The organism is Pseudomonas sp. Irchel 3A18 (assembly GCF_900187465.1).
Classification (GTDB): Bacteria; Pseudomonadota; Gammaproteobacteria; order Pseudomonadales; family Pseudomonadaceae; genus Aquipseudomonas; species Aquipseudomonas cichorii.
On the sequence record NZ_FYDI01000002.1, the window covers coordinates 24075 to 45247 of the forward strand.

A 21173-nucleotide genomic window follows, 5' to 3' on the forward strand; every position below is an offset into this window, starting at 1 on the left:
GTCAGACCTTCCGCGGAGCCAGGTAGCCCAGCCAGCGACGCTCCGCCAGCTTGAACAACCGCACCAGAATGAATGTCAGGCACAAATAGAAAACGCCTGCAGTTATATAAGCCTCGAAAGGCAGGTAGTACTGGGCATTGACCGTGCGGGCCGCACCGGTAATGTCGATAAGGGTCACGATGGACGCCAGACTTGTCGTCTGCAGCATCATGATGACTTCATTGCTGTATTGCGGCAGCGCACGGCGCAGCGCGGAAGGCAGCAGAATGCGGCGATACATCTTGAGCGGCGACATGCCCATGGCCCTGGCCGCTTCGATTTCGCCAGCTGGTGTTGCCTTGAGGCTGCCGGCAATGATCTCGGCCGTGTAGGCACTGGTATTGATGGCAAAGGCCAGGCAGGCGCAGAAGCTGGCACTGGACAGCATCGGCCACAGAAAGCTCTCGCGCACCGCTTCAAACTGGGCCAGCCCGTAGTAGATCAGGAACAGTTGCACCAGCATCGGCGTGCCGCGAATCACGTAGGTGTACAGCCAGGCAGGGAAGTTGACCCAACGGCGTTTCGAGACCCTCATCAAACCCAGCGGCAATGCCGCCAGCAGACCGAATGCCAGGGAAATACCGAGCAGTTTCAGGGTCACCAGCAAGCCGCCAACGTACAGCGGCAGGCTTTCCCAGACGACGTTGTAGTCGAAGATCATAGGTCAGCCGCCTTTACGCCTACGGAGTAGCGTTTTTCCAGATAACGCAAGGCGAGCAGCGAGACACTGGTAATCACCAGATACATCGCAGCAACCGCCAGGAAGAAAGTGAAAGGCTCGCGGGTGGCATCTGCCGCCTGCTTGGCCTTGAACATCATGTCTTGCAGACCGACCACGGAAATCAGCGCGGTCGCCTTGGTGAGTACCAGCCAGTTATTGGTAAAACCGGGGATCGCAAGGCGGATCATCTGCGGTACCAGTATCCGGAAAAACACCTTCAGGCGGCTCATGCCATAGGCCATGCCAGCCTCGGCCTGCCCCTTCGGAATCGCCATGAAAGCACCGCGAAAGGTTTCGGAAAGGTAGGCACCGAAAATGAACCCCAGGGTGCCGATACCGGCCAGCAACGGGTTGAGGTCGATGTAGTCGTCGAAGCCCAGCAAGGGCGCGACACGGTTGATCAGATCCTGCCCGCCGTAGAAGATCAGGAGAATCAGCACCAGATCGGGAATACCGCGAATCACCGTGCAGTACAGATCGCCCAACCACGCCAGCCAGCGCAGCGGCGACAGACGCAACGCCACACCAATCAGACCGAGAATGATTGCCAGGGCCATCGATGACAGAGCCAACTGCAAGGTCAGCCCGGCACCTTCGAGGATTACAGCCCCGTAGCCTTTCAACATGTTTGTGCGGTCCTCAAGCGTGGGTATAAAAAATGGCGCAATCCAGGCTGCCCTGTTTGCGCCATCCAGATCAGGAACCTGACGTTACTTGCCGTAGATATCGAAATCGAAGTACTTGTCCTGGATTGCCTTGTACTTGCCGTTGGCACGAATCGCGGCGATGGCGGCGTTGATACGGTCCAGATTGGCCTTGTCGCCCTTGCGAACAGCGATACCGATGCCTTCACCGAAGTATTTCGGGTCGGTAAACGAAGGACCGGTGAAAGCATAGCCCTTGCCAGCGTCGGTTTTCAGGAAGCCGTCCTGCAGCAGGGTCGCGTCAGCCACGGTGCCATCCAGGCGACCTGCGGTGATATCCAGATAGATTTCGTTCTGGGAACCGTAAGGCGTGACTTCTGCACCCAGCGGAGCCAGGACTTCGCGAGCGAAGCGCTCGTGGATCGAACCACGCTGCACACCGACCTTCTTGCCCTTGAGTTCAGCGAGGCTGTCGCTGACTTTCGTGCCGTCCTTCATCACCAGACGAGCCGGGGAATTGTAGTACTTGCCAGTGAAGTCCACGGACTTCTTGCGATCATCCGTGATGGACATCGAAGACAGAATCGCGTCGATCTTGCGTACCTTGAGCGCCGGGATCAGGCCGTCGAATTCCTGCTCGACCCAGGTGCACTTGACCTTCATTTCTTCACAAAGTGCATTGCCGATGTCGTAGTCGAAACCCACGATGCTGCCATCCGGCGCCTTGGAGGCGAACGGAGGGTAAGCGGCTTCGATACCGATCTTGAGCGGTTTTTCATCGGCGAAAACCGGCTGGGCAAGCACAGACAACGCCAGCGCGCCAAGAAGCATGAGCTTTTTCATTTACAGGACTCCATCGATGAAACACGACAAATGGCAAAGTGAGCGATAGCCCAAGATGCAAAAGAACAATCCGGAGAGAGCGACGCCAGGCAACTGATACCGAAATTCCGGTCAGAGACCCCCTGACTAAGTGAGGGGCATTTTAGCGGCAGGTACGAAGTCGATATTTCTTCAATGCGACAACTAGTTACAGATGCATCGAGAAAACCACCCCACCCCATTGACTTGGCAAAAACTTCGTGATCTTAGAAATTCAAGAAAAGCAGTTGATGCAGCAAAAAGCGCGCCCATTATTGGCAAAGCCTTCTAATACGGCAAGTCCAGCATTGCATACGACTGACAAAGCGCTGGGAAATGCACCGTAATCCTACAAATACCTAGCAACTCGTCCTACAAAGAAGCACACCCAAGCACAGTCTGGGTGAACAGGTAACACATCGATATATATCCCTTTTTGAAATGAGTGAGCAGCAGTATCAGCCGAGTGCCCCGATCATTTTCAGAAAGCAGACATGAAAACGCCCCGTACCGGACGGGGCGCTTCGGTGACTCAAGGGATCATGCCGCGCTCATGGTCTTGTGAGTATCGACCAGATGCTGAACCACGCCAGGGTCGGCCAGGGTCGAGATATCGCCCAGCGCATCGTACTCACCGGTGGCGATCTTACGCAGGATTCGGCGCATGATCTTGCCCGAGCGGGTTTTCGGAAGCCCAGGTGCCCACTGGATGAAGTCAGGCGAGGCAATCGGACCGATTTCCTTGCGCACCCAGTTGCGCAGTTCGATACGCAACGCTTCGTCCGGCACCTCACCGGCATTGAGGGTGACGTAGACGTAGATGCCCTGCCCTTTCAGATCATGAGGCACGCCCACCACAGCGGCTTCGGCGACTTTCGGGTGCGCAACCATCGCGCTCTCGATTTCGGCGGTCCCCATGCGGTGACCGGAAACGTTGAGCACATCGTCCACGCGCCCGGTGATCCAGTAGTAGCCGTCTTCATCGCGACGGGCACCGTCACCCGTGAAATACATGCCACGGAAGGTTTTGAAGTAGGTATCGACGAAGCGGTCATGATCGCCATACAGCGAACGTGACTGACCTGGCCAGGAATCCAGAATCACCAGATTCCCTTCAGCCGCACCTTCGATCAGGTTGCCCAGGTTGTCCACCAGCGCCGGGATCACACCGAAGAACGGACGTGTTGCCGAGCCGGGTTTCAGCGCCGTTGCACCCGGCAACGGGCTGATCAGGATGCCGCCGGTTTCGGTCTGCCACCAGGTATCGACAATCGGGCAGTTTTTCTTGCCCACGGTGTCGTAGTACCAGCCCCAGGCCTCGGGGTTGATCGGCTCGCCCACCGAACCCAGCAGACGCAGACTGGAACCGTCTGCCCCCTCCATGGATTTGGTGCCTTCGGCCATCATGGCGCGAATCGCGGTCGGAGCGGTGTAGAGAATATTGACCTTGTGCTTGTCGACGATCTTCGACAAGCGAGTGATGTCCGGATAGTTCGGCACGCCCTCGAACAGCAGAGTGGTCGCACCATTGGCCAGCGGGCCGTAGACGATATAGCTGTGGCCAGTGACCCAGCCCACGTCCGCCGTGCACCAGTAGATTTCGCCCGGTTTGTAGTCGAACACACGCTCGTGGGTCAGCGCGGCATACAGCAGGTATCCGGCGGTGGTGTGCAACACGCCCTTGGGTTTGCCGGTGGAGCCGGAGGTATAAAGGATGAACAGCGACTCTTCGGCGCCCATCTCTTTCGGCGCGCAGGTGCTCGATGCCACTTCCAGCAGCGCGTGGTACCAGATGTCACGGTGACGGTTCCACTCGATCTCGCCACCAGTGCGTTTGCAGACGATGACCTTCTGCACACTGCTGGTTTCAGGGTTGGTCAGCGCACGGTCGACGTTGGCCTTGAGCGGGGTCTTCTTGCCGCCACGCAGACCTTCGTCGGCGGTGATGACGACCTTGGAATGGCAGTCGATGATCCGGCCGGCCAACGCCTCTGGCGAGAAGCCGCCGAACACCACCGAGTGAATCGCACCGATACGGGCACAGGCCAGCATGGCGACCACAGCTTCGGGGATCATGGGCATATAAATGGTGACGACATCACCACGATGCACATCCTGGCCGCGCAAGGCGTTGGCGAACTTGCAGACTTCCTCATGCAGTTCGCGGTAGGTGATGTTGCGGTGTTCGGAAGGATCATCGCCTTCCCAGATGATTGCGATGCTGTCGCCACGTTCTTCGAGATGGCGATCCAGGCAGTTGTAAGCGACGTTCAGTGTGCCGTCGGCAAACCATTTGATATCGACACGGTGATCGTCGAAGGAGGTCTGCTTGACGTGGGTGAAGGGTTTGATCCAATCGAGGCGCTCGGCCTGCTCGCGCCAGAAACCATCCGGGTTGACCACGGACTGCTGGTACATGGCCTTGTAGGTCGCCTCGTCGGTCAGCGTGCTCGCTGCGACTTCTGGGCGCACGGGGTACAGAGAAGCTGCACTCATCTTGGATACCTCGGTGGAATAGTTGTTGTTTTATGACTCTGTTGTATCCCGCCATATCCTGTGGGGCCATTCGACGATGGTCTTACCGCCCTACTCTTTCACACTCCCATACGCAAGGGGGACACGCCAAAGAAAAGGCTGATAACCCTGTGTCGCCGCCAAGGCAATCAGGCTACCCTGTAAAAAACAATAACTCCCTTGGGAGGTCAGCATGAGCCAGACGCAATACGTGGCCCGTGAACCCGACGACAAAGGCTTCATCGATTATCCACCTGCCGAACACGCAGTCTGGAACACCCTGATCACCCGTCAGATGAAGGTGATCGAGAACCGTGCCTGCCAGGAATATCTGGACGGTATCGCACAGCTGAACCTGCCCCACGATCGCATTCCGCAACTGGGCGAGATCAACAAGGTACTGGGCGCCACCACCGGCTGGCAGGTCGAGCGGGTTCCGGCATTGATTCCCTTCCAGACTTTCTTCGAGCTGCTGGCCAGCAAACGCTTTCCGGTGGCAACCTTCATCCGCACCCCGGAAGAACTCGACTACCTTCAGGAACCCGATATCTTCCACGAGATATTCGGCCACTGCCCGCTGCTGACCAATCCCTGGTTTGCCGAATTCACCCACACCTACGGCAAGCTGGGCCTGAGCGCGAGCAAGGAACAGCGCGTCTATCTGGCGCGACTGTACTGGATGACCATCGAGTTCGGTCTGGTGGATACCGCTCAGGGTCGCAGGATCTATGGCGGTGGCATTCTCTCTTCGCCCAAAGAGGCGGTTTACAGTTTATCCACAACGCCGGAACACCAGGTTTTCGATCCACTGGAAGCGATGCGTACGCCTTATCGCATCGATATCCTGCAACCCGTGTATTTCGTCCTGCCCGAGCTCAAACACCTGTTTGAACTTGCCCATGAAGACATCATGGGACTGGTTCATCAGGCCACGCAGTTGGGCCTGCATTCACCCAAATTCGAACCACGGCCCAGAAACCATGCGGCCTGAACAGGAGTCCTGGCATGTCATCTCTTAACCAAGCCCATTGCGAAGCCTGCCGCGCTGATGCTCCGCAGGTCAGCGAAGCTGAACTGGCCGAGCTGATCAAACAGATCCCCGACTGGAACATAGAAGTACGCGACAGCGTGATGCAACTGGAGAAGGTCTATCTCTTCAAGAATTTCAGATTCGCTCTGGCCTTCACCAATGCGGTGGGCGCCATTGCCGAAGCAGAAGGTCATCATCCGGGACTACTGACCGAATGGGGCAAAGTGACCGTGACCTGGTGGAGCCATTCGATCAAGGGACTGCATCGCAACGACTTCATCATGGCAGCCCGCACTGATCAGGTGGCGCAGGACGCCGAAGGCCGCAAGTAGGGGGTTTTGCCAGCATTGAGGCACCTTGGGCAAGACACTGAAAATCGTTTTTTGTTTCACCAATGGACGAACGGAGTGAAAAAAATATCCGGTTTGTCATTTTCAGTGTTGTATCCTGCAGAAGCTTTTTAAAGCACGGTTCAATCTGCAAACCCTTGTGAGGCGACGACGATGCATGAAATTCCAAACTTCCCCTTCCCAAGTCAACAGGAACCAAAGCAGTCTCCCCTGGCTCAACAGGAGCTTGGTCAAACTGCCGCAATGAAAGCAGCATCGCTGGCTCAAACCAGCCAAAAAGCCCGACGCAAAGACTGAAGGCAACTGTTTTCAGGCGTATGGAAACCGGTCTGATCAGGTTTCGATACGCCTGAAAAACCAACACAAGAAAGCGGATTCATGACCGACTTCACCGAACACCAGGCCAAGGCCCTCATTGGCGCTGCCGAAAAGATGATCGATATCTGGGAACGCCTCAGCCCGGAGAAACAGAGCGCCCTGCTCGCACGTTTCGGTACCCAGGAAAACGCACTGGCGGCCTTGATCACCACCCAGCTTGTAGGCTCCAGCAAAGGCTGAACGTCTACGCCTGCACTTTAAATTTCGCTTTTATCCCCTGCATCGCCCGCTGGATCGTTATCATGGCAACTTCGAAAGCTTGCTAAGGGTTTTACCTGCGCCTTTCGCCAACCCGCCGCCAGAAGGGTCCGCTACTCCCATGTCCCAGATACAAGACACACCACGCCTGATGGTGACGCTGCAGGTCGTCTCCATCGTACTGTTCACCTTCATTGGTTATCTGAATATCGGCATCCCTCTCGCGGTGCTGCCGGGCTATGTCCACACCGATCTGGGCTTCGGCGCGATAACCGCTGGGCTGGTGATCAGCGTGCAGTATCTGGCGACACTGGTCAGCAGGCCCTGGGCGGGGCGCATCATCGATAACCTGGGCTGCAAGAAAGCCGTGCAATACGGTCTGGCAGGATGCGGACTCAGTGGCGTCTTCATGCTGCTGCCCATAGCCATGCCCAACTGGCCTGTTGCGAGCCTGATCAGCCTGTTTGTCGGCCGTATTCTGCTGGGCAGCGCGGAAAGCCTTGTGGGCTCAGGCTCCATTGGCTGGGGCATCGGCCGGGTTGGCGCACACAACACCGCCAAGGTCATTTCCTGGAACGGTATCGCCAGCTATGGCGCCTTGGCGATTGGCGCCCCGCTGGGTGTATGGCTGGTCAAATCCCTGGGCCTTTGGACCATGGGCGTCAGCATCATTGCCCTGTCTTCGTTCGGGCTGTTGCTGACCCTGAAAAAACAGGCAGCGCCTATCGTGCAGGGCGAACGCCTGGCGTTTACCCACGTACTGAAGCTGGTTTTCCCTCACGGAATGGGCCTGGCGCTGGGCGCTATCGGTTTCGGCACCATCGCGACCTTCATCACGCTGTATTACGCCAGCAATAACTGGCCCGATGCGGTCCTGTGCCTGAGCCTGTTCGGCGCCTGCTTCATCATCGCGCGCCTGCTGTTCGGCAACCTCATCAATCGCCTGGGCGGCTTTCGCGTCGCCATTGCCTGCCTGTCGGTGGAAAGCCTGGGCCTGTTGCTGCTCTGGATCGCGCCCACCCCAAGCCTTGCGCTGGCGGGCGCCGCCTTGAGCGGTTTCGGGTTCTCACTGGTATTTCCGGCGCTGGGGGTCGAAGCCGTGAATCTGGTTCCGGCATCCAGTCGTGGCGCGGCAGTCGGCGCCTATTCGCTGTTCGTTGACCTGTCCCTGGGGATTACCGGCCCGCTGGCCGGCGCCATTGCAGCCGGATTCGGCTTTGTCTCGATCTTCCTGTTTGCTGCGCTGGCATCCCTGAGTGGACTGGTCCTGAGCATCTATCTGTATAAACAGGCGCAGATGCTGCGCGAACAGAAAAACCTCAACGTCTCTTAAAAATCCACCTTGCCGCGCCCGGCCTTGATGGAGCCTCGCTTGCTCTTGGAATCCAGGCGCCGGGTCTTGGAACCCAGCGTCGGCTTGGTCGGGCGGCGCTTCTTTTCAACCTTGGTGGCGCTGACGATCAACTCGCTCAAACGCAGCAACGCATCAGCCCGGTTCTGCTCCTGGGTGCGGTACTGCTGCGCCTTGATCACGATCACACCGTCACCGGTGATGCGGCTGTCGCGCAGGGCCAGCAAGCGCTCCTTGTAGAACGGCGGCAGCGACGAAGCGTTGATGTCGAAACGCAAATGCACCGCACTCGACACCTTATTGACGTTCTGCCCACCCGCGCCTTGCGCACGAATGGCTGTCCACTCGATCTCGGCGTCCGGCAGGTGAACATTGTTGGAGATGATTAGCATCGGGTTCTCATGGCAATTGCAGGGAGCATCTTACTCGCGTTCAAAAAATCACTTAACCCTTTCCATTGATCAATCTGATTCATGACCTTATGCAATCGCGCAGGCTTTTCAGGCTCATGAGCAATCGGGGTATGCTGCCGAGCCGGGAGGAGCCCGGAACCACACAAGAGAGCCATCGATGATCAGGGATTTCGCACTGCGCGACTATTTCAGCGGCCTGCTGGCATTCATTGCCGTGGCCCGCGAGCGCAGTTTCACTCGTGGCGCCGCACAACTGGGCCTCTCGCAATCCGCAGTCAGTCATGCAGTGCGAGGGCTGGAAACCTCTCTTGGCGTACGCCTGCTGGCGCGCAATACCCGCACCGTGATCCCCACCGAGGCCGGTGAGCGGCTGCTGCGAAGTGTTGCCCCGCAGTTCGAGGAGATCGACGCGGAACTGGCCGCGCTTCAGGAACTGCAGGATACCCCGACCGGCACGATCCGCATCACGGCCTCCGACCATGCCATCCGCAGCGTGCTGTCTGCAAAACTAAAGAAATTTCTGCCCCGATATCCTGCCATCAAGGTCGAGCTTTGCTCAGAAAACCAGATAGTGGACATCGCGGCACAACGCTATGACGCAGGTGTGCGGCTCGGCGAGTTTCTTGATCAGGACATGATTGCAGTCCGTATCAGTCCCGATATCCGCTTTGCAGTGGTGGGCACCAAGGCGTACTTCGAGCGGTACCCGATCCCCAAGACTCCCGACGATCTGATTGCCCAGAACTGCATCAACCTCAGGCTCGCCACCCATGGCGGTCTGTGGCCCTGGGAACTCGAACGCGATGGCAACATACTCAACGTGCGTGTCGAAGGCCAGCTTGTCTACAACAGCATGTATGAAGTCCTGGACGCTGCGATTGCCGGCCTGGGCCTGGCCTATATCGCCGAAGACATGGCCAGCCCCTATATCCGCTCCGGGCATTTCATCCAGTGCCTGGAAGAATGGTGCCCGCTGTGGTCGGGGTTTCACCTGTACTACCCGAGCCGCAGACAGCCTTCAGGAGCAATGTCCCTGCTGATCGCCGCGTTAAGGTATGAAGAACCCGCAGGAGCGAATTCATTCGCGAAAGGTCGCGAATAAATTCGCCCTCATCAAACAAGACGCAAGACCATGAATTAGAACGTATTTTATGTAGGGTAAAAACGTTATCCGGCGTACATATCCATTATCGGCATGTGTTGGTCCTACTGGTTCCGCCTTTACGGCGGCCCCCTTTTGTTTCGGCAAAAGGGGGGAAAACCATCCGCTCCGGTTCGGCCCCGCCTTGGGGCGGGGTTCCCTCGCTCCGGCATTGCTCCGTGGGTACGCGCCGACGGGCCTTCCATGGCCCTGCGGCGCTTGCTCGGCGTCCTGCCTCGCACCCCACTACGCAATACCTCCACTCGGCCGTCACCCACGTCGCAATCGGCGGTGTCTGGAAGATTTTTGCTCATCCCGGTAGGAGCGAATGAAGCTCCTACACAACAATCGTGAGAGCGCCGCAGAACGCGCCGTAAAGGCGCAAGGCGGCCTCAAGCCGAACCATGAATCTGGAAACACCTGCTCCTGTTTGCTGCGCGACAGCGCGGCGCCGAGGCGGCGGGTGATCTCCTACATTTGAACCAACGTTTCCTCACGCTGCTTGGCTATGGCGACCGAGGACTCTCGGGGCAGTGGAACGTTGTTCTTGGCCGCGAGAATTTCGGCCATGACGCTGACAGCGATTTCCGCCGGGGTTTTGCTGCCGATATAGACGCCGATGGGGCCGCGCAGGCGCTGTAATGACGCCTCGGTTTCGCCAAAGTGGGTCATCAGCCGCTCTCTGCGACTCTGGTTGTTGCGCCGCGAGCCGATTGCGCCAATGTAGAACGCCTGACTTTTCAGCGCCTCCAGCAGCGCAAGGTCATCCAGCTTGGGGTCGTGGCTCAGAGCGATAATGCAGGTCCGCAGGTCAGGGCGAAACACGGCCACCACATCGTCAGGCATGCCGCTGCTCTTCTCCACGCCCGGCACAGCCCAGGTATCCATGTATTCGATGCGCGGGTCGCACACGGTTACCTTGAACCCGTTGAACAGCGCCATGATCGATACATATTCAGCCAGGGCACCGGCACCGATCAGCAGCATGCGATAGCCTGGGCCAAGGGTGTTGACCAGACGCTCACCGTCGAACTTGAGCTCCTCAGGGATCGGCGTCGTTTCCAGGCTCACGCTGCCATCGGCCAGGTTCACGTTGCGCCGCACCAGAGAACCCTGTTCAAGCTGGGTAACCAGTTGCTCCAGAGTTTGCAGCAGAGGACTGAATTCCAAGACCAGTTCCAGCGTACCGCCACAAGGCAGCCCGAACCGGTGAGCTTCGTCGGCACTGACGCCATAACGCACCACTTCAGGGGGCGTCAGGGGAAGACTGCCCGCACTGTAAGCCGTAGTGTAACGGTGGATCAGGTCGTCCTCGATGCAACCACCGGACACACTGCCAACGGCACGGCCATCATCACGAAGCACCATCATCGAACCGACAGGCCGGGGCGATGAGCCCCAAGTACGTACCACGGTGGCCAGCAGAACCCTGTGACCGCTGGCAAGCCAGTCACAGGCCGTACGCAATACCAAGACATCAATGCTCGCCATGATCAACGTCCTGTCTATTCAATATGCGGCGAAAAGCCTGGTCCATGTGTGTGCTCATAGCGAGAAATAAGAAAAGCGGACAGGACTGCAATCAGCGCCCTGCCCTTTGCGGGTCATGACTCATTAAAAGGCCGTGATGCCTCTGAGGAAAGCCCCTGAAACCGAATAGAGTCATGAGCCATATCAATCAATATCGTCCTCATGGATTGAAGCAGAAATACTGCAGTCATGAGTGCTGCGGTGCTGTGTCTGTCTTGATACAGTGGCTCGCCTACCATGCAGAGAATTGATTAATGCCCAAGGAAAACTACAGCGACCTGCTCGCCCTGATTGCAGTTGCGCGCGAACGCAGCTTCACGCGAGCGGCCTCTCAGTTGGGGATTTCTCAATCCATGCTCAGCCATACCATCCAGGGGCTGGAGGCACGGCTGGGCGTGCGCCTTCTGACTCGCACCACGCGCAGTGTCTCGGTAACCGAGGCCGGGGAGCGTCTGTTACAGACAGTCGAACCGCGCCTCAAGGCCATCGAGTCCGAACTGATCGCCGTGGTCGAATTCGGCAACACACCCGCCGGCAATATCCGTATCACGGCCACTGACCATGCCATCGATACCCTGCTCTGGCCCAAGCTCGCGCAGATTCTGCCCAAGTATCCGCAAATCAGTGTGGAAATGGTCATCGACTATGGCCTGACTGATATCGTGGCGGAAAACTTCGATTTCGGTGTTCGCCTGGGAGACGGGCTGACCAAGGAGACCGAGGCCGTGCGCATCGCACCCGACATGCGCCTGGTGATCGTCGGCGCACCGTCCTACCTTGAGTCGCGCACAATGCCCGCCCGGCCTCAGGACCTGACGGATCATGAATGCATCAACATGCGCCTGCCGACTCGCGGTGGGCTGTATGCCTGGGAATTGAAGAATGGCGATCACGAGATCAACGTGAGGGTCAAAGGCAAACTGATTTTCAACGGCATCAAGCAGATCCTCAATGCCGCCGTATCGGGCTTTGGGCTGGCTTTTGTGCCCGAAGACATGGCCCAGCCGCATTTCGATGACGGCACACTGATCCCGGTCCTGGAAAGCTGGTGGCCGCGCTTTCCGGGTCTGCACCTCTATTACTCAAGCAAACGGGAAAAATCACGGGCGATGCAGACGCTTATCGATGAGCTGCGCTACGAACAGTAGCCTTATCACTGCATGCGCTTACGGCAAAGCCCTGCTGATTGTGGCCTTGAAAGGCCCGGGTTGACGCATCGCTTCAATCCCCGAATCGAGATGCCCCAGTTTCACCAGCCCCTTGGAATAACTGAAATCCTTGTAGTAAATCGCCAGATTGCCCCAGGGCGCATAGAAAGCAAGGTCGCCAGTGCGAGGCGTCACGCCTTCAGGCGCTCCGGCAGTGGACAAAGGTCTGGGCAGATCGCTGACCTTCTCGGTCGCCGCGTAATCCTTGAGAGTCAGCGTCAGAGGTAACAGCGAGGCGAAATCCCTGGCCGCTTCACTGTCTTCCAGCGTGGCAGTGAGGGTCTTGCCATTCATTTCAATATTGATGCGCACTGGGTTCTCCTGGCGAGTACCGGTTGCCTGCTCCTGAGCCATCGCGCCAACGATACCGGCAGTCGCGAGCAGAGAGACCACCAGAACAGCAATCCGGACTGACATGAATGGCTCCTGAAAAAGGGATGATCACGTCCTATTTAACCGAACTGCCTGATACAAGACAGCCGACCAGAGCGAATGGAGTCATGAGCCAGAATCATCAAAACTGGCCGGTTCAAGACTTCTCGCGCATCTCCAGCAGGCTCAGGCGCAACTCCGAAGGTCGCAGCGGTTTGGACAGCACAGAGACTTTACGGCCCTGCAAGGCTGCCTGGACCATTTCCACCTCGCGCCCGGTGACGATCAGGGCCGGAACATCCCAGCCACGATCAGCCCGTATTCTGTCGATGCAGTCCAGACCATTGGCGGTGGTCCCCAGATCGTAATCGGCGACGATGATGTCGCAATCGGTGGTCAGGCCTTCCGCAGAATTGGCCATCTGCACCTCGCAGCCCCACTTTTCCAGTAGCGCAGCAGTGGCCATCAAGACGTTGCTGTCATCTTCCACCAGGCAGATTTTCACGCCATTGAGCAGGCTGTCGCCCAGCGTCTTCCTGCGTGCAGGCTGCGCAGGCGCGGCCACCTCTTCAAGCCCGTGAATCGTCACCGTCGTGCCACGATCCACCCGCGAATCGATACTCACCTGCACGCCGAGAATCTGACTGAGCCGCTTGACGATAGACAATCCAAGTCCCACGCCTTCAACGTCCTTGTCACGCTCGTGGCGGATCCGGTAGAACTCGTCGCAGACCTTGGGCAGATGCTCGGCGGCCATGCCACGGCCCTGATCATGAATGCTGATCGACAAGCCATCCCTGCGTTTGCGGACACCGATCAGCACTGGCTGCCCGGGAGCATATTTGAGTGCGTTGGAGAGAATATTCTGGACCATAGTGCTGAGTAACGTGCCGTCGGTCCTTACCCAGAGCCGACAGGCCCGGACCCGAAGCTCGACACCCGCCCAACGTGCCGCCGCACTGTTTTGCTGGACGATCTCGGCCAGCATCTCGTCCAGATTCACCTGATCCGAGCTGGCCGAGACCTTGCCGCTGTCCAGGGTGTAGATATCCAGAATGGAGCGAAACAGTTGCGAAACGTTGTGCAGGGAACGATCAATGCTGTCGACCAGTTTCCGCTCATAGTCGCCCAGCGAACTTGAACGCAGGCACGCGGTAAACATGCCGATGGAGTGAATGGGCTGGCGCAGGTCATGACTGGCCTGAGCCAGAAAGCGCTCTTTCTCCTGGTTGGCCACGGTTGCCTGTTCCGAAGCTTCCCGGGCTCTGACCAGCAGGATATGGGCATAGCCCGGCACCAGAATGGTCACCGAAATCAGCATCAGGACCATGAACGGCTGTGACTGCCAATACGGCGTCAATTGGTAAGTGATCAGGATCGAGAGCATCGCCAGCCCCGCGGCAATCGCCAGGTAGCGCGAGCCGAAGCGCATGCCGTTACCGAGCGTGACCCAGACCATCACACTGAAGATCGGCAAGGTCGCCTCCCCGCCGACGATCAGCCCGACGGAAATACCGGTGTAGTCATGCAGCATTCCCAGCACGCGGCGCACCGGATACACGCCCGGATAGCGGACGATGTGATGACGCAGGAGCAAGGAAACCACCAGGAAGACCGAGTAGTAGGCAAGGATCGGCTCATACTGAGCGACGTCGAAATTCGGCAGGAAACCGATCGACCCCACATAGACGATGGCAACCGTGGCAACGATCAGTCTCAGCGTCGCCTGATCCAGTTCGGCGTTTTTCCGCTCCTGCATGTTTACTCCTGATTTCAGGCCGGAAAAGTTGAACAACCTTTCCTGAACTCAAAACAAATACTGGCGTCCTAATATCACTTAAAAAGAAACGGTTCGACAATGCCGCTAAACGATAAAGAATCAAGTTAAAGGCGTATCACTTATGATACATATTGTCTCTATCGAGTATGATAAGCGCACTTAAATTCGGAAGCAGAGGCATGTCGTGCAGAATCATCGTGGCCGACGACCACCCCTTATTTCGTGAAGGCATGCTACGCACCATCGAGCGGCTGCTGCCTGAAGCGATCATCGAGCAAGCCGGTAATCTCAATGAAGTCCTGACCCTTGCACGCTCGGGTGATGAAGTCGATACGCTGATTCTCGACCTGCGCTTTCCCGGCCTGGATTCGATGCAGAATATTGCCGAACTAAGGGACGAATTCCGGCGCACGTCGATCATAGTTGTTTCAATGATCGATGATATGGAAACCATTTCCCAAGTCATGGCTCATGGTGCAGATGGTTTTATCGGCAAGAACATAGACCCGCTGGAAATAACCGAGTCCATTATCGCCATTCGTCAGGGCGAAGTTGTGGTCAAGTACAAGTCCGAAGGCTCGATTCTGAGCGATTCGACGATCAGCGCTATCAGTGCGCTCACTTTCCGTCAGAAACAGGTGCTGGGCCTGGTCGCCGCCGGAAAGACCAACAAGGAAATTGCCAAGGAACTGGGTATCTCGCCTTTCACGGTGCGCATCCATGTGTCCAGCCTGCTCAAGGTGCTTGGCGTATCCACACGCTCTGCCGCCGCGGCGCAGTTCTCCAGCCTCGCCATCAAGTAACTCTTCGCCTCACTGCCAGCCAGGAACCGCGATGTCGATACTCTCCAAATGCAAAGACCTGGAAATGATCCAGGCCCTGCTGCGCATGGCGGTCATCGCCACCTCCGCACTCTACGCGCTGATCATGTTTGCCCTGGATGATATGTCCGAAACCCGGATGTGGGTGATTCTGGTCTATTGCCTGGGCTTCGGTATCGTCGGCACGGGCCTGATCGTGCGCATCGCCCAGCGACCGGGCGCATCCACAAGACGCCGGGTATTCGCACTGGTTCTCGACAATATGGCCGGGATTGTCACCATTACCGTGGGCGGCGAACCGATGTTGCCGGTGTATTCGGTGATGCTCAGCATGACCGTCGGTTACGGCATGCGTTACGGGCGCAACTACCTGTTGCTGGCCACCGGCTTTGCCCTGGCTTCGCTGGCAATCATCATCCAGCTCACGCCCTTTCTGCAGGAACATCCCGCCGTCGCGGTACTGATGATCCTGACCATGCTGGTGCTGCCACTGTTCGTGTACTTCCTGCTCTCACGCCTGCATATCGCTCTGGAAGAAACCCAGGCGGCCAATGAGGCCAAATCGCGCTTTCTGGCTCAAGCCAGTCATGACCTGCGTCAGCCCATCCACTCCATCAGCCTGTTCACCGCCTGCCTGCGAGACGCGAAACTGGGTACGGACGAGCGCCGTCTGGTGGACAATATCGACCGGGCGCTCAGCGCGGTCGAGCAGCTTTTCCGTTCATTGCTGGACAGCCACACACTCAATCAGGGCGAAGTGACGCCACGCCCGGAAACCGTGGATGTCGATGCACTGTTGAACGATCTGGTCAGCCAGAACAGCGAAGCCGCCAACTGGGCCGGCGTGGAAATCCGCGTACGCCCCTGTCAGCAGCATGTCCACAGCGACCCGGCGCTGTTGCGCACCCTGTTGCAGAACCTGATCTCCAATGCCTTCAAATATGCTCCCGGCAAACCGATGCTGATCGGCTGCCGACACCACAAGGGCAGACTGAGCATCGGTGTCTATGACCTGGGCCGCGGCATCCCGGCGGAACACCTGCCTCATCTGTGCAACGAGTTTTACCGGGTGCGCGAAGAGCGGGATCAGGACATTGAAGGCGTCGGGCTGGGCCTGAGCATCGTCAACCGTATTGCCCGACTGCTGGAACTGAAGGTCAATATCGGATCGCGCCCCGAGCGCGGCACGGCAGTGGTCATCAGCGGCCTGCAAACAGTAGCCGCAAGCCCTGCCGCACCAACCCTTGATATCGACTGGAACAAGCGCCTGCTGAACGGTTTGCGCGTCTTGCTGATCGAGGACAACATCAACGTGCTGCAAGCGACCGCCATGCTGCTGCGCAAATGGGGATGCGAAGTGCAGACTGCCTCGGCCACCCCCAAGACCCGTGTCGATTGCGACCTTGTGGTCACCGACTTCGACCTTGATCGCAGCGCCACCGGCGCAGACTGCATTGCTTACCTGAGCCAGTTGCACGGTCGACAGATACCCGCCATCGTGATCACCGGCCACGAAATCCAGCACGTTCAACAATCGCTGAACGATCCACAGATCCCGGTCCTCTCCAAACCTCTGCGCCCGGCAGAACTGCGTTCGCTGCTGTTGAGTTTCAGGATGAGGCTGTTGCGCGCCTCGGCATGAAGCGCTGCACCGGGATTTTGCAGAACGCTGTCGTTCACAGCTTGAATAAATGCCCGGATCAGAAGCGGTATGTTGCCCCCACGCCAAACAGACTGGCATCGCTTTGATAAGTGGCACTGTAACTGCCCAGCGCATTGGCACGACTCACATCGACACTTTCTTCCCTGAGGTAAGAGTAAGCCAGATCAATCGTCAGTTGCGGCGTCACGTTGTAGCCGACGCCCAGGCTGAATATGCGCCGATCCCCAGTCGGTGTACGCGGCGAACGGTTGGTATTGCTGGTCGGCGACTGATCGAACATCAAGCCGGTGCGCAACACCCATTGCGGGCTCAACTGGTAAGCGGTGCCGATGGCATAGGCCCAGGTGTCGTGCCAGTTCAGGCCTTCCTGGATCGAACCGGTCAAGGCCGAGGCCAGCGAGCCACCTTGCGCAGCGGAAATCGGCTGATTACGCAGACTCAGGTCCTGCAGGCGACTCCAGCCTGTCCAGGTCGCGCTGGCATAAAGCGTCCAGGCATCGCTCAGTTCCTGGGTGACCGAAAAATCGTAGGACTCGGGCGTGGTCACTTTCAGGGTGCAGTCATAACGATTGCTGGCCAGTAACAGCGGCGGGGTTCCGGCACCCGTAGCCACCTGGGTGTGGCAATCCAGCTTGTAGTCCACTTTGGAGTGGTAGGTCAGCCCGACCCGAGTGGTATCGGTCGCATTGAACAATACGCCGACATTGAAGCCCAGGGCCGTATCGTCGCCCTTGACCTTCACATGGGTGTCGGGAATCGCCGGGCTGAGGGTAATGTCAGACTCCAGGGTGCCCGCAATCCGGTTCAAGGTCGGCCCAAAGCCAATCGACAACCTGTCATTGAAGGCGTAGCTGATAGTGGGCTGCAAGGTCACGACCTTGAGGTCACTCTTGCTGGCAAACATGCGGCCCTGAAAACCGTTTTCATAATCGGTCGACAGTCCAAACGGCGCGTAGACCCCGAAGCCGAACGCCCAGTGCTCATCGAGTTGCCGGGTATAGAAACCGAACGGAACGCTGCTGAACGGCACCATGTCGCCGTCATTGCTGCCACTGGAGCGGCCGCTGACATGGCTGATGTCAGTGGACGCATCGATGAAAACCGCACCCGCCGTGATTTGCAGGCCTTCAAGACGAGCCATGCCGGCGGGGTTGCCATAGACCGTACTGGCCTCTTCAGCCGCCGACGCACGCCCGGCCTGACCGATCCCCATGCCACTGATACTTTGTTCGGTTCGGGCAAAGCCTCCCGCAAGCAGTTGAGTCGATACAAGTGCAACGGTGAGGCCAAGGGAAGTCTTGAGCATGGTCATTTCGATTTATGGAACTCGTCATTCGTCAGCGGCGAAACATCGTCAGATGTCCATATTGCCGCCATGGGTCGGCGTCTTGCCGAGAGTGAGTCCATTCATGGCAATCAGAGAAGAGTTCGTGAGGAGATTCAGGAATTCGACGCAAGCGGGCAAGGCTATCAGCAGCAAAAAGATCACTCCATAGTGCACATGTGCTATAGGAAAACCTGAATTTTCATGAAACCGGCCAGCACTACTCGGCCCGTCGAAGCGCTGGTCGGGCACATCTCTTACTTTTTCGGCCCAGGCGAGCCTGGTTTGTGAGACTGGTTAACCGTCGGGTCCTGAATCTGTATCACCCGCCCTTCGCGCCACGCATCAGCGCCCGGCAACACCGCGGGCGCGACGATATCGTCCCTGGCAGCCTTTCGTTCAGCACTCCTGATGCCAAACCGCTCATCACGCTCTGACACCCTCCTCTCATCTGCCTGGCCATCAGCGGTAAAGCCCATCATCAATTGAGGAACGCCCAGCGGCAGTTGCTTATCCATATCGGTATGCCAGGTATGCCAAGTCTTGCCGTAGGTCCCCACAAGCTTTTCCATCAAAGCATGCTCTGCCGGCTGCGGGATACCCGGCGCGAACAACTGTCCTGATTTGACCTCGTGCGCATGGCTATGCCAGAGCGCCTTTTCCTGCTCGGGAAGCGTGGTGAACAGTTGCTCGCTGATGATGTACTCCACGCCCATCAACTTGGCATCTTTCATGTTGCCGTCGAAAATCGCGCACTGAATGACCTCTTCATTGAGGATCGAGCAGTAATGATGGGCTTCCATCTGGTCTTGCATGCGGCCATTGTAAAAATGGAAGCCGTTGAGGTAGGCATTCAGCTCATTGATGGGCGGACGGCTCTGCAACGCATCCGCCCCGACATCAAGAGCCTGGGTCAGCGGCGCCTTGGCTTCCCCCGGCGCCACCACTGCAGATTCTGTATTGCTCTCGCCACATGCCAGCAACATCCCCAGACACAGCGAAACGGTTGAACACTCCAGCGCTATACGCCAATTGAAACCCTTCATCTTCCCCTCCCTGACCGTTCGAGGTCGTACCGGTGACGGCAACAAGGTTGAGAACCCTCGCACACCGACAGGTTTCGACTTTCTGCCAGACAGGGAACAGCAGGCATGAAACCGGGCCGGTCAGGCACATGCACTTCGGGAAAAAGGCTGAACGAATCGGGAAAGCCCTCAGTCCGAACTCATACAAGCCGTAAATACACGCCCCATAAGACTGATAAAAGGAAGGATCAAATGGCTCACCTAATCAAAACATCCGCACTCGCACTGTTGATTTCCCTGGCTGGCCAGACGGCCCTCGCCGCTCAGGATAGCGACGATTTCGTGGAGGATGCTTCTGCCAAAGGTATTGCCGAAGTGGAAGCCGGCAAGCTTGCGCAGGAAAAAGGCAGCTCTGCCGATGTGAAAAGCTTCGCAGACAAGATGATCAAAGATCACACGGCAGCCAACAATAAGCTCAAGGCTCTGGCCGAAAGCAAGAATCTGGAGGTTTCCAGCGACGCGCAAATGATGGACAAAGCGAAGTCGATGGTGCTGGAGCTACGCAGCGCCAAGTCTTTCGACCAGGCCTACGCCAACAACCAGGTAAAGGCCCATGAGGAAGCCATCGCTCTCTTCGAGGAGGAAGCGGCAAACGGTGAGGATGCCGAACTCAAGGCTTTCGCTGCAGATACGCTGCCCAAGCTGAAGGAGCATCTCGTTCATGCGAAAGAGCTGGCAAAAGCTCATGGCGGCAACGCCGGCAATTGAAGCTAACGCTTCGCCAGGCTTGTGAGTCTGGCGAAGCTGCAAGCTGCAAGCTGCAAAAAGATCGGGGTTGGAGGTATTGCAGGCAAACCTATAGCATCTAAAGCAGAGATTTTGCTTTCATTGAAGAGTGCTAGAAGGATTTTGTTTCGTATCAGATCGAGTGATCTGTATCTTTTTGACAGGCCTTGAGCATGTCGCTCAAGGCCAGAAAAATGGTGGGTCGTGTAGGATTCGAACCTACGACCAATTGGTTAAAAGCCAACTGCTCTACCAACTGAGCTAACGACCCTCTGTTGTGTGGCGCGTATATTACTGATTTTTATCAGTAATTCAACACCTTTTTGTAAAAAGATTAAAAATAACGTGTCGGGTCTGCAATACCGGCGGCGGCGAAGCCTTCTGCGCGCAGACGACAGCTGTCGCATTTGCCACAGGCACGACCTTCGTCATCGGCCTGGTAGCAGGAAACGGTCAGTCCGTAATCGACGCCCAGAGCAACACCCGCCTTGACGATGTCGGACTTGCTGAGGTTTTGCAGCGGCGCACGAATGGTGAAGCCCTGCCCTTCCACACCGGCTTTGGTCGCCAGATTGGCCATGCGCTCGAACGACTCGACGAACTCGGGGCGGCAATCCGGGTAACCCGAATAGTCCACGGCATTGACGCCGATAAAGATGTCGCGTGCTTCCAGCACTTCTGCCCAGCCGAGGGCCAAGGACAGGAAGACGGTATTGCGCGCGGGCACATAGGTGACCGGGATGCCTTCAGTCGGTGCCTCCGGAACGGCAATGGAGCTGTCGGTCAATGCCGATCCACCGATGCCATTGAGGTTAAGGCCGATGACCTTGTGCTCGATGACGCCCAGGTCCCGTGCGACACGTGCAGCAGCGTTCAGCTCTGCGCGGTGGCGCTGGCCATAGTCGAAGCTCATGGTGTAACAGGCGTAGCCCTCGGCACGAGCCATGGCAACGACAGTGGCTGAATCAAGCCCGCCGGACAGCAGGATTACGGCTCGTTTCTCGGTCATGGTCAATTCACTCAT

The 21173-nt window shown here is 57.5% G+C and carries 20 protein-coding genes and 1 tRNA gene; 9 read left to right on the top strand and 12 right to left on the bottom strand.

The window, feature by feature from the left end; genetic code table 11:
• Position 1: 1 nt before the first annotated feature.
• From CKW23_RS03115 to acs, 4 genes are all read right to left on the bottom strand, one after another.
• Positions 2–700 carry an ABC transporter permease gene (locus tag CKW23_RS03115; RefSeq protein ID WP_025259030.1) on the bottom strand — a complete coding sequence of 233 codons (699 nt, stop codon included), beginning with the start codon at positions 698–700 and terminating at the stop codon, positions 2–4.
• Positions 697–1386, bottom strand: coding sequence for an ABC transporter permease (locus CKW23_RS03120; RefSeq protein ID WP_025259029.1), 690 nt, complete (start codon positions 1384–1386; stop codon positions 697–699). Before CKW23_RS03120 ends, CKW23_RS03115 begins: the two co-directional genes overlap by 4 nt.
• A gap of 84 nt (positions 1387–1470) precedes the next feature.
• Positions 1471–2247 (bottom strand): ABC transporter substrate-binding protein, encoded by a 777-nt coding sequence (locus CKW23_RS03125; RefSeq protein WP_025259028.1) that lies wholly within the window; start codon positions 2245–2247, stop codon positions 1471–1473.
• Positions 2248–2805: 558 nt separating this feature from the next.
• Positions 2806–4761: an acetate--CoA ligase gene (acs, locus tag CKW23_RS03130; protein ID WP_025259027.1), complete on the bottom strand. Its 1956-nt coding sequence runs from the start codon at positions 4759–4761 to the stop codon at positions 2806–2808.
• A 211-nt stretch (positions 4762–4972) separates the two neighbouring features.
• On the opposite strand from acs, the gene phhA reads away from it, so the two are divergent.
• The 4 genes from phhA (at position 4973) to CKW23_RS03150 (ending at position 8068) form a co-directional block, all read left to right on the top strand.
• Positions 4973–5770 carry a phenylalanine 4-monooxygenase gene (gene phhA / locus CKW23_RS03135; protein ID WP_025259026.1) on the top strand — a complete coding sequence of 266 codons (798 nt, stop codon included), beginning with the start codon at positions 4973–4975 and terminating at the stop codon, positions 5768–5770.
• A gap of 14 nt (positions 5771–5784) precedes the next feature.
• Positions 5785–6141: a 4a-hydroxytetrahydrobiopterin dehydratase gene (locus CKW23_RS03140; protein ID WP_025259025.1), complete on the top strand. Its 357-nt coding sequence runs from the start codon at positions 5785–5787 to the stop codon at positions 6139–6141.
• A 396-nt stretch (positions 6142–6537) separates the two neighbouring features.
• The gene (locus CKW23_RS03145) at positions 6538–6717 is read left to right on the top strand and encodes a hypothetical protein (RefSeq protein ID WP_025259024.1); all 180 of its coding nucleotides are present in this window, start codon (positions 6538–6540) and stop codon (positions 6715–6717) included.
• A 139-nt stretch (positions 6718–6856) separates the two neighbouring features.
• Entirely contained in the window at positions 6857–8068 is a 1212-nt protein-coding gene (locus CKW23_RS03150) for an MFS transporter (protein WP_025259023.1), read from the top strand.
• Here the strand turns inward: CKW23_RS03150 and arfB are convergent.
• Complete coding sequence (arfB, locus tag CKW23_RS03155; RefSeq protein ID WP_025259022.1) at positions 8065–8478, bottom strand: alternative ribosome rescue aminoacyl-tRNA hydrolase ArfB; 414 nt, start codon at positions 8476–8478, stop codon at positions 8065–8067. The genes CKW23_RS03150 and arfB overlap by 4 nt on opposite strands.
• A gap of 178 nt (positions 8479–8656) precedes the next feature.
• Between arfB and CKW23_RS03160 the strand changes: the two genes are divergently transcribed.
• Positions 8657–9601, top strand: coding sequence for a LysR family transcriptional regulator (locus tag CKW23_RS03160; protein WP_218250560.1), 945 nt, complete (start codon positions 8657–8659; stop codon positions 9599–9601).
• 510 nt (positions 9602–10111) lie between these two features.
• Here the strand turns inward: CKW23_RS03160 and CKW23_RS03165 are convergent.
• Positions 10112–11131: an XdhC family protein gene (locus tag CKW23_RS03165; RefSeq protein WP_095067024.1), complete on the bottom strand. Its 1020-nt coding sequence runs from the start codon at positions 11129–11131 to the stop codon at positions 10112–10114.
• Between the two features lie 293 nt (positions 11132–11424).
• Between CKW23_RS03165 and CKW23_RS03170 the strand changes: the two genes are divergently transcribed.
• Positions 11425–12318, top strand: coding sequence for a LysR family transcriptional regulator (locus CKW23_RS03170; RefSeq protein ID WP_025259019.1), 894 nt, complete (start codon positions 11425–11427; stop codon positions 12316–12318).
• A gap of 18 nt (positions 12319–12336) precedes the next feature.
• On the opposite strand, the gene CKW23_RS03175 is transcribed toward CKW23_RS03170, so the two are convergent.
• Together CKW23_RS03175 and CKW23_RS03180 are read right to left on the bottom strand one after the other, a co-directional pair.
• A complete protein-coding gene (locus CKW23_RS03175) occupies positions 12337–12795 on the bottom strand; it encodes a cyclophilin-like fold protein (RefSeq protein WP_025259018.1) in 459 nt (152 codons plus the stop codon).
• A 112-nt stretch (positions 12796–12907) separates the two neighbouring features.
• Positions 12908–14509 (bottom strand): hybrid sensor histidine kinase/response regulator, encoded by a 1602-nt coding sequence (locus CKW23_RS03180; RefSeq protein ID WP_025259017.1) that lies wholly within the window; start codon positions 14507–14509, stop codon positions 12908–12910.
• A gap of 200 nt (positions 14510–14709) precedes the next feature.
• Here CKW23_RS03180 and CKW23_RS03185 point away from each other — a divergent pair, with 200 nt between their 5' ends.
• Both CKW23_RS03185 and CKW23_RS03190 read left to right on the top strand, forming a co-directional pair.
• Complete coding sequence (locus CKW23_RS03185) at positions 14710–15333, top strand: response regulator transcription factor (RefSeq protein ID WP_025259016.1); 624 nt, start codon at positions 14710–14712, stop codon at positions 15331–15333.
• A 64-nt stretch (positions 15334–15397) separates the two neighbouring features.
• The gene (locus CKW23_RS03190; RefSeq protein WP_162883725.1) at positions 15398–16993 is read left to right on the top strand and encodes a hybrid sensor histidine kinase/response regulator; all 1596 of its coding nucleotides are present in this window, start codon (positions 15398–15400) and stop codon (positions 16991–16993) included.
• A gap of 58 nt (positions 16994–17051) precedes the next feature.
• On the opposite strand, the gene CKW23_RS03195 is transcribed toward CKW23_RS03190, so the two are convergent.
• Both CKW23_RS03195 and CKW23_RS03200 read right to left on the bottom strand, forming a co-directional pair.
• The gene (locus CKW23_RS03195) at positions 17052–18320 is read right to left on the bottom strand and encodes an OmpP1/FadL family transporter (protein ID WP_095067204.1); all 1269 of its coding nucleotides are present in this window, start codon (positions 18318–18320) and stop codon (positions 17052–17054) included.
• A 275-nt stretch (positions 18321–18595) separates the two neighbouring features.
• On the bottom strand, positions 18596–19384 hold the full coding sequence (locus CKW23_RS03200; protein ID WP_025259014.1) for an OBAP family protein: 789 nt from the start codon (positions 19382–19384) through the stop codon (positions 18596–18598).
• Between the two features lie 231 nt (positions 19385–19615).
• Between CKW23_RS03200 and CKW23_RS03205 the strand changes: the two genes are divergently transcribed.
• Positions 19616–20131, top strand: coding sequence for a DUF4142 domain-containing protein (locus CKW23_RS03205; protein WP_025259013.1), 516 nt, complete (start codon positions 19616–19618; stop codon positions 20129–20131).
• A gap of 213 nt (positions 20132–20344) precedes the next feature.
• On the opposite strand, the gene CKW23_RS03210 is transcribed toward CKW23_RS03205, so the two are convergent.
• Both CKW23_RS03210 and queC read right to left on the bottom strand, forming a co-directional pair.
• Positions 20345–20420: transfer RNA gene (locus CKW23_RS03210), tRNA-Lys, on the bottom strand.
• Positions 20421–20483: 63 nt separating this feature from the next.
• Positions 20484–21158, bottom strand: a complete 675-nt coding sequence (gene queC, locus CKW23_RS03215; RefSeq protein WP_038399766.1) for a 7-cyano-7-deazaguanine synthase QueC — start codon at positions 21156–21158, stop codon at positions 20484–20486.
• Positions 21159–21173 lie beyond the last annotated feature (15 nt).

Excerpts from the sequence above, each read along its gene's own strand:
- CKW23_RS03175 (WP_025259018.1), bottom strand. The coding sequence starts at position 12,795 with ATGTCAGTCCGGATTGCTGTTCTGGTGGTCTCTCTGCTCGCGACTGCC.
- CKW23_RS03125 (WP_025259028.1), bottom strand. The coding sequence starts at position 2,247 with ATGAAAAAGCTCATGCTTCTTGGCGCGCTGGCGTTGTCTGTGCTTGCC.
- arfB (WP_025259022.1), bottom strand. The coding sequence starts at position 8,478 with ATGCTAATCATCTCCAACAATGTTCACCTGCCGGACGCCGAGATCGAG.
- CKW23_RS03145 (WP_025259024.1), top strand. The coding sequence starts at position 6,538 with ATGACCGACTTCACCGAACACCAGGCCAAGGCCCTCATTGGCGCTGCC.
- CKW23_RS03165 (WP_095067024.1), bottom strand. The coding sequence starts at position 11,131 with ATGGCGAGCATTGATGTCTTGGTATTGCGTACGGCCTGTGACTGGCTT.
- CKW23_RS03170 (WP_025259019.1), top strand. The coding sequence starts at position 11,425 with ATGCCCAAGGAAAACTACAGCGACCTGCTCGCCCTGATTGCAGTTGCG.
- CKW23_RS03195 (WP_095067204.1), bottom strand. The coding sequence starts at position 18,320 with ATGCTCAAGACTTCCCTTGGCCTCACCGTTGCACTTGTATCGACTCAA.
- CKW23_RS03200 (WP_025259014.1), bottom strand. The coding sequence starts at position 19,384 with ATGAAGGGTTTCAATTGGCGTATAGCGCTGGAGTGTTCAACCGTTTCG.
- CKW23_RS03180 (WP_025259017.1), bottom strand. The coding sequence starts at position 14,509 with ATGCAGGAGCGGAAAAACGCCGAACTGGATCAGGCGACGCTGAGACTG.
- acs (WP_025259027.1), bottom strand. The coding sequence starts at position 4,761 with ATGAGTGCAGCTTCTCTGTACCCCGTGCGCCCAGAAGTCGCAGCGAGC.
- CKW23_RS03150 (WP_025259023.1), top strand. The coding sequence starts at position 6,857 with ATGTCCCAGATACAAGACACACCACGCCTGATGGTGACGCTGCAGGTC.
- CKW23_RS03120 (WP_025259029.1), bottom strand. The coding sequence starts at position 1,386 with ATGTTGAAAGGCTACGGGGCTGTAATCCTCGAAGGTGCCGGGCTGACC.
- CKW23_RS03115 (WP_025259030.1), bottom strand. The coding sequence starts at position 700 with ATGATCTTCGACTACAACGTCGTCTGGGAAAGCCTGCCGCTGTACGTT.
- CKW23_RS03160 (WP_218250560.1), top strand. The coding sequence starts at position 8,657 with ATGATCAGGGATTTCGCACTGCGCGACTATTTCAGCGGCCTGCTGGCA.
- phhA (WP_025259026.1), top strand. The coding sequence starts at position 4,973 with ATGAGCCAGACGCAATACGTGGCCCGTGAACCCGACGACAAAGGCTTC.
- CKW23_RS03185 (WP_025259016.1), top strand. The coding sequence starts at position 14,710 with ATGTCGTGCAGAATCATCGTGGCCGACGACCACCCCTTATTTCGTGAA.
- queC (WP_038399766.1), bottom strand. The coding sequence starts at position 21,158 with ATGACCGAGAAACGAGCCGTAATCCTGCTGTCCGGCGGGCTTGATTCA.
- CKW23_RS03140 (WP_025259025.1), top strand. The coding sequence starts at position 5,785 with ATGTCATCTCTTAACCAAGCCCATTGCGAAGCCTGCCGCGCTGATGCT.
- CKW23_RS03205 (WP_025259013.1), top strand. The coding sequence starts at position 19,616 with ATGGCTCACCTAATCAAAACATCCGCACTCGCACTGTTGATTTCCCTG.
- CKW23_RS03190 (WP_162883725.1), top strand. The coding sequence starts at position 15,398 with ATGATCCAGGCCCTGCTGCGCATGGCGGTCATCGCCACCTCCGCACTC.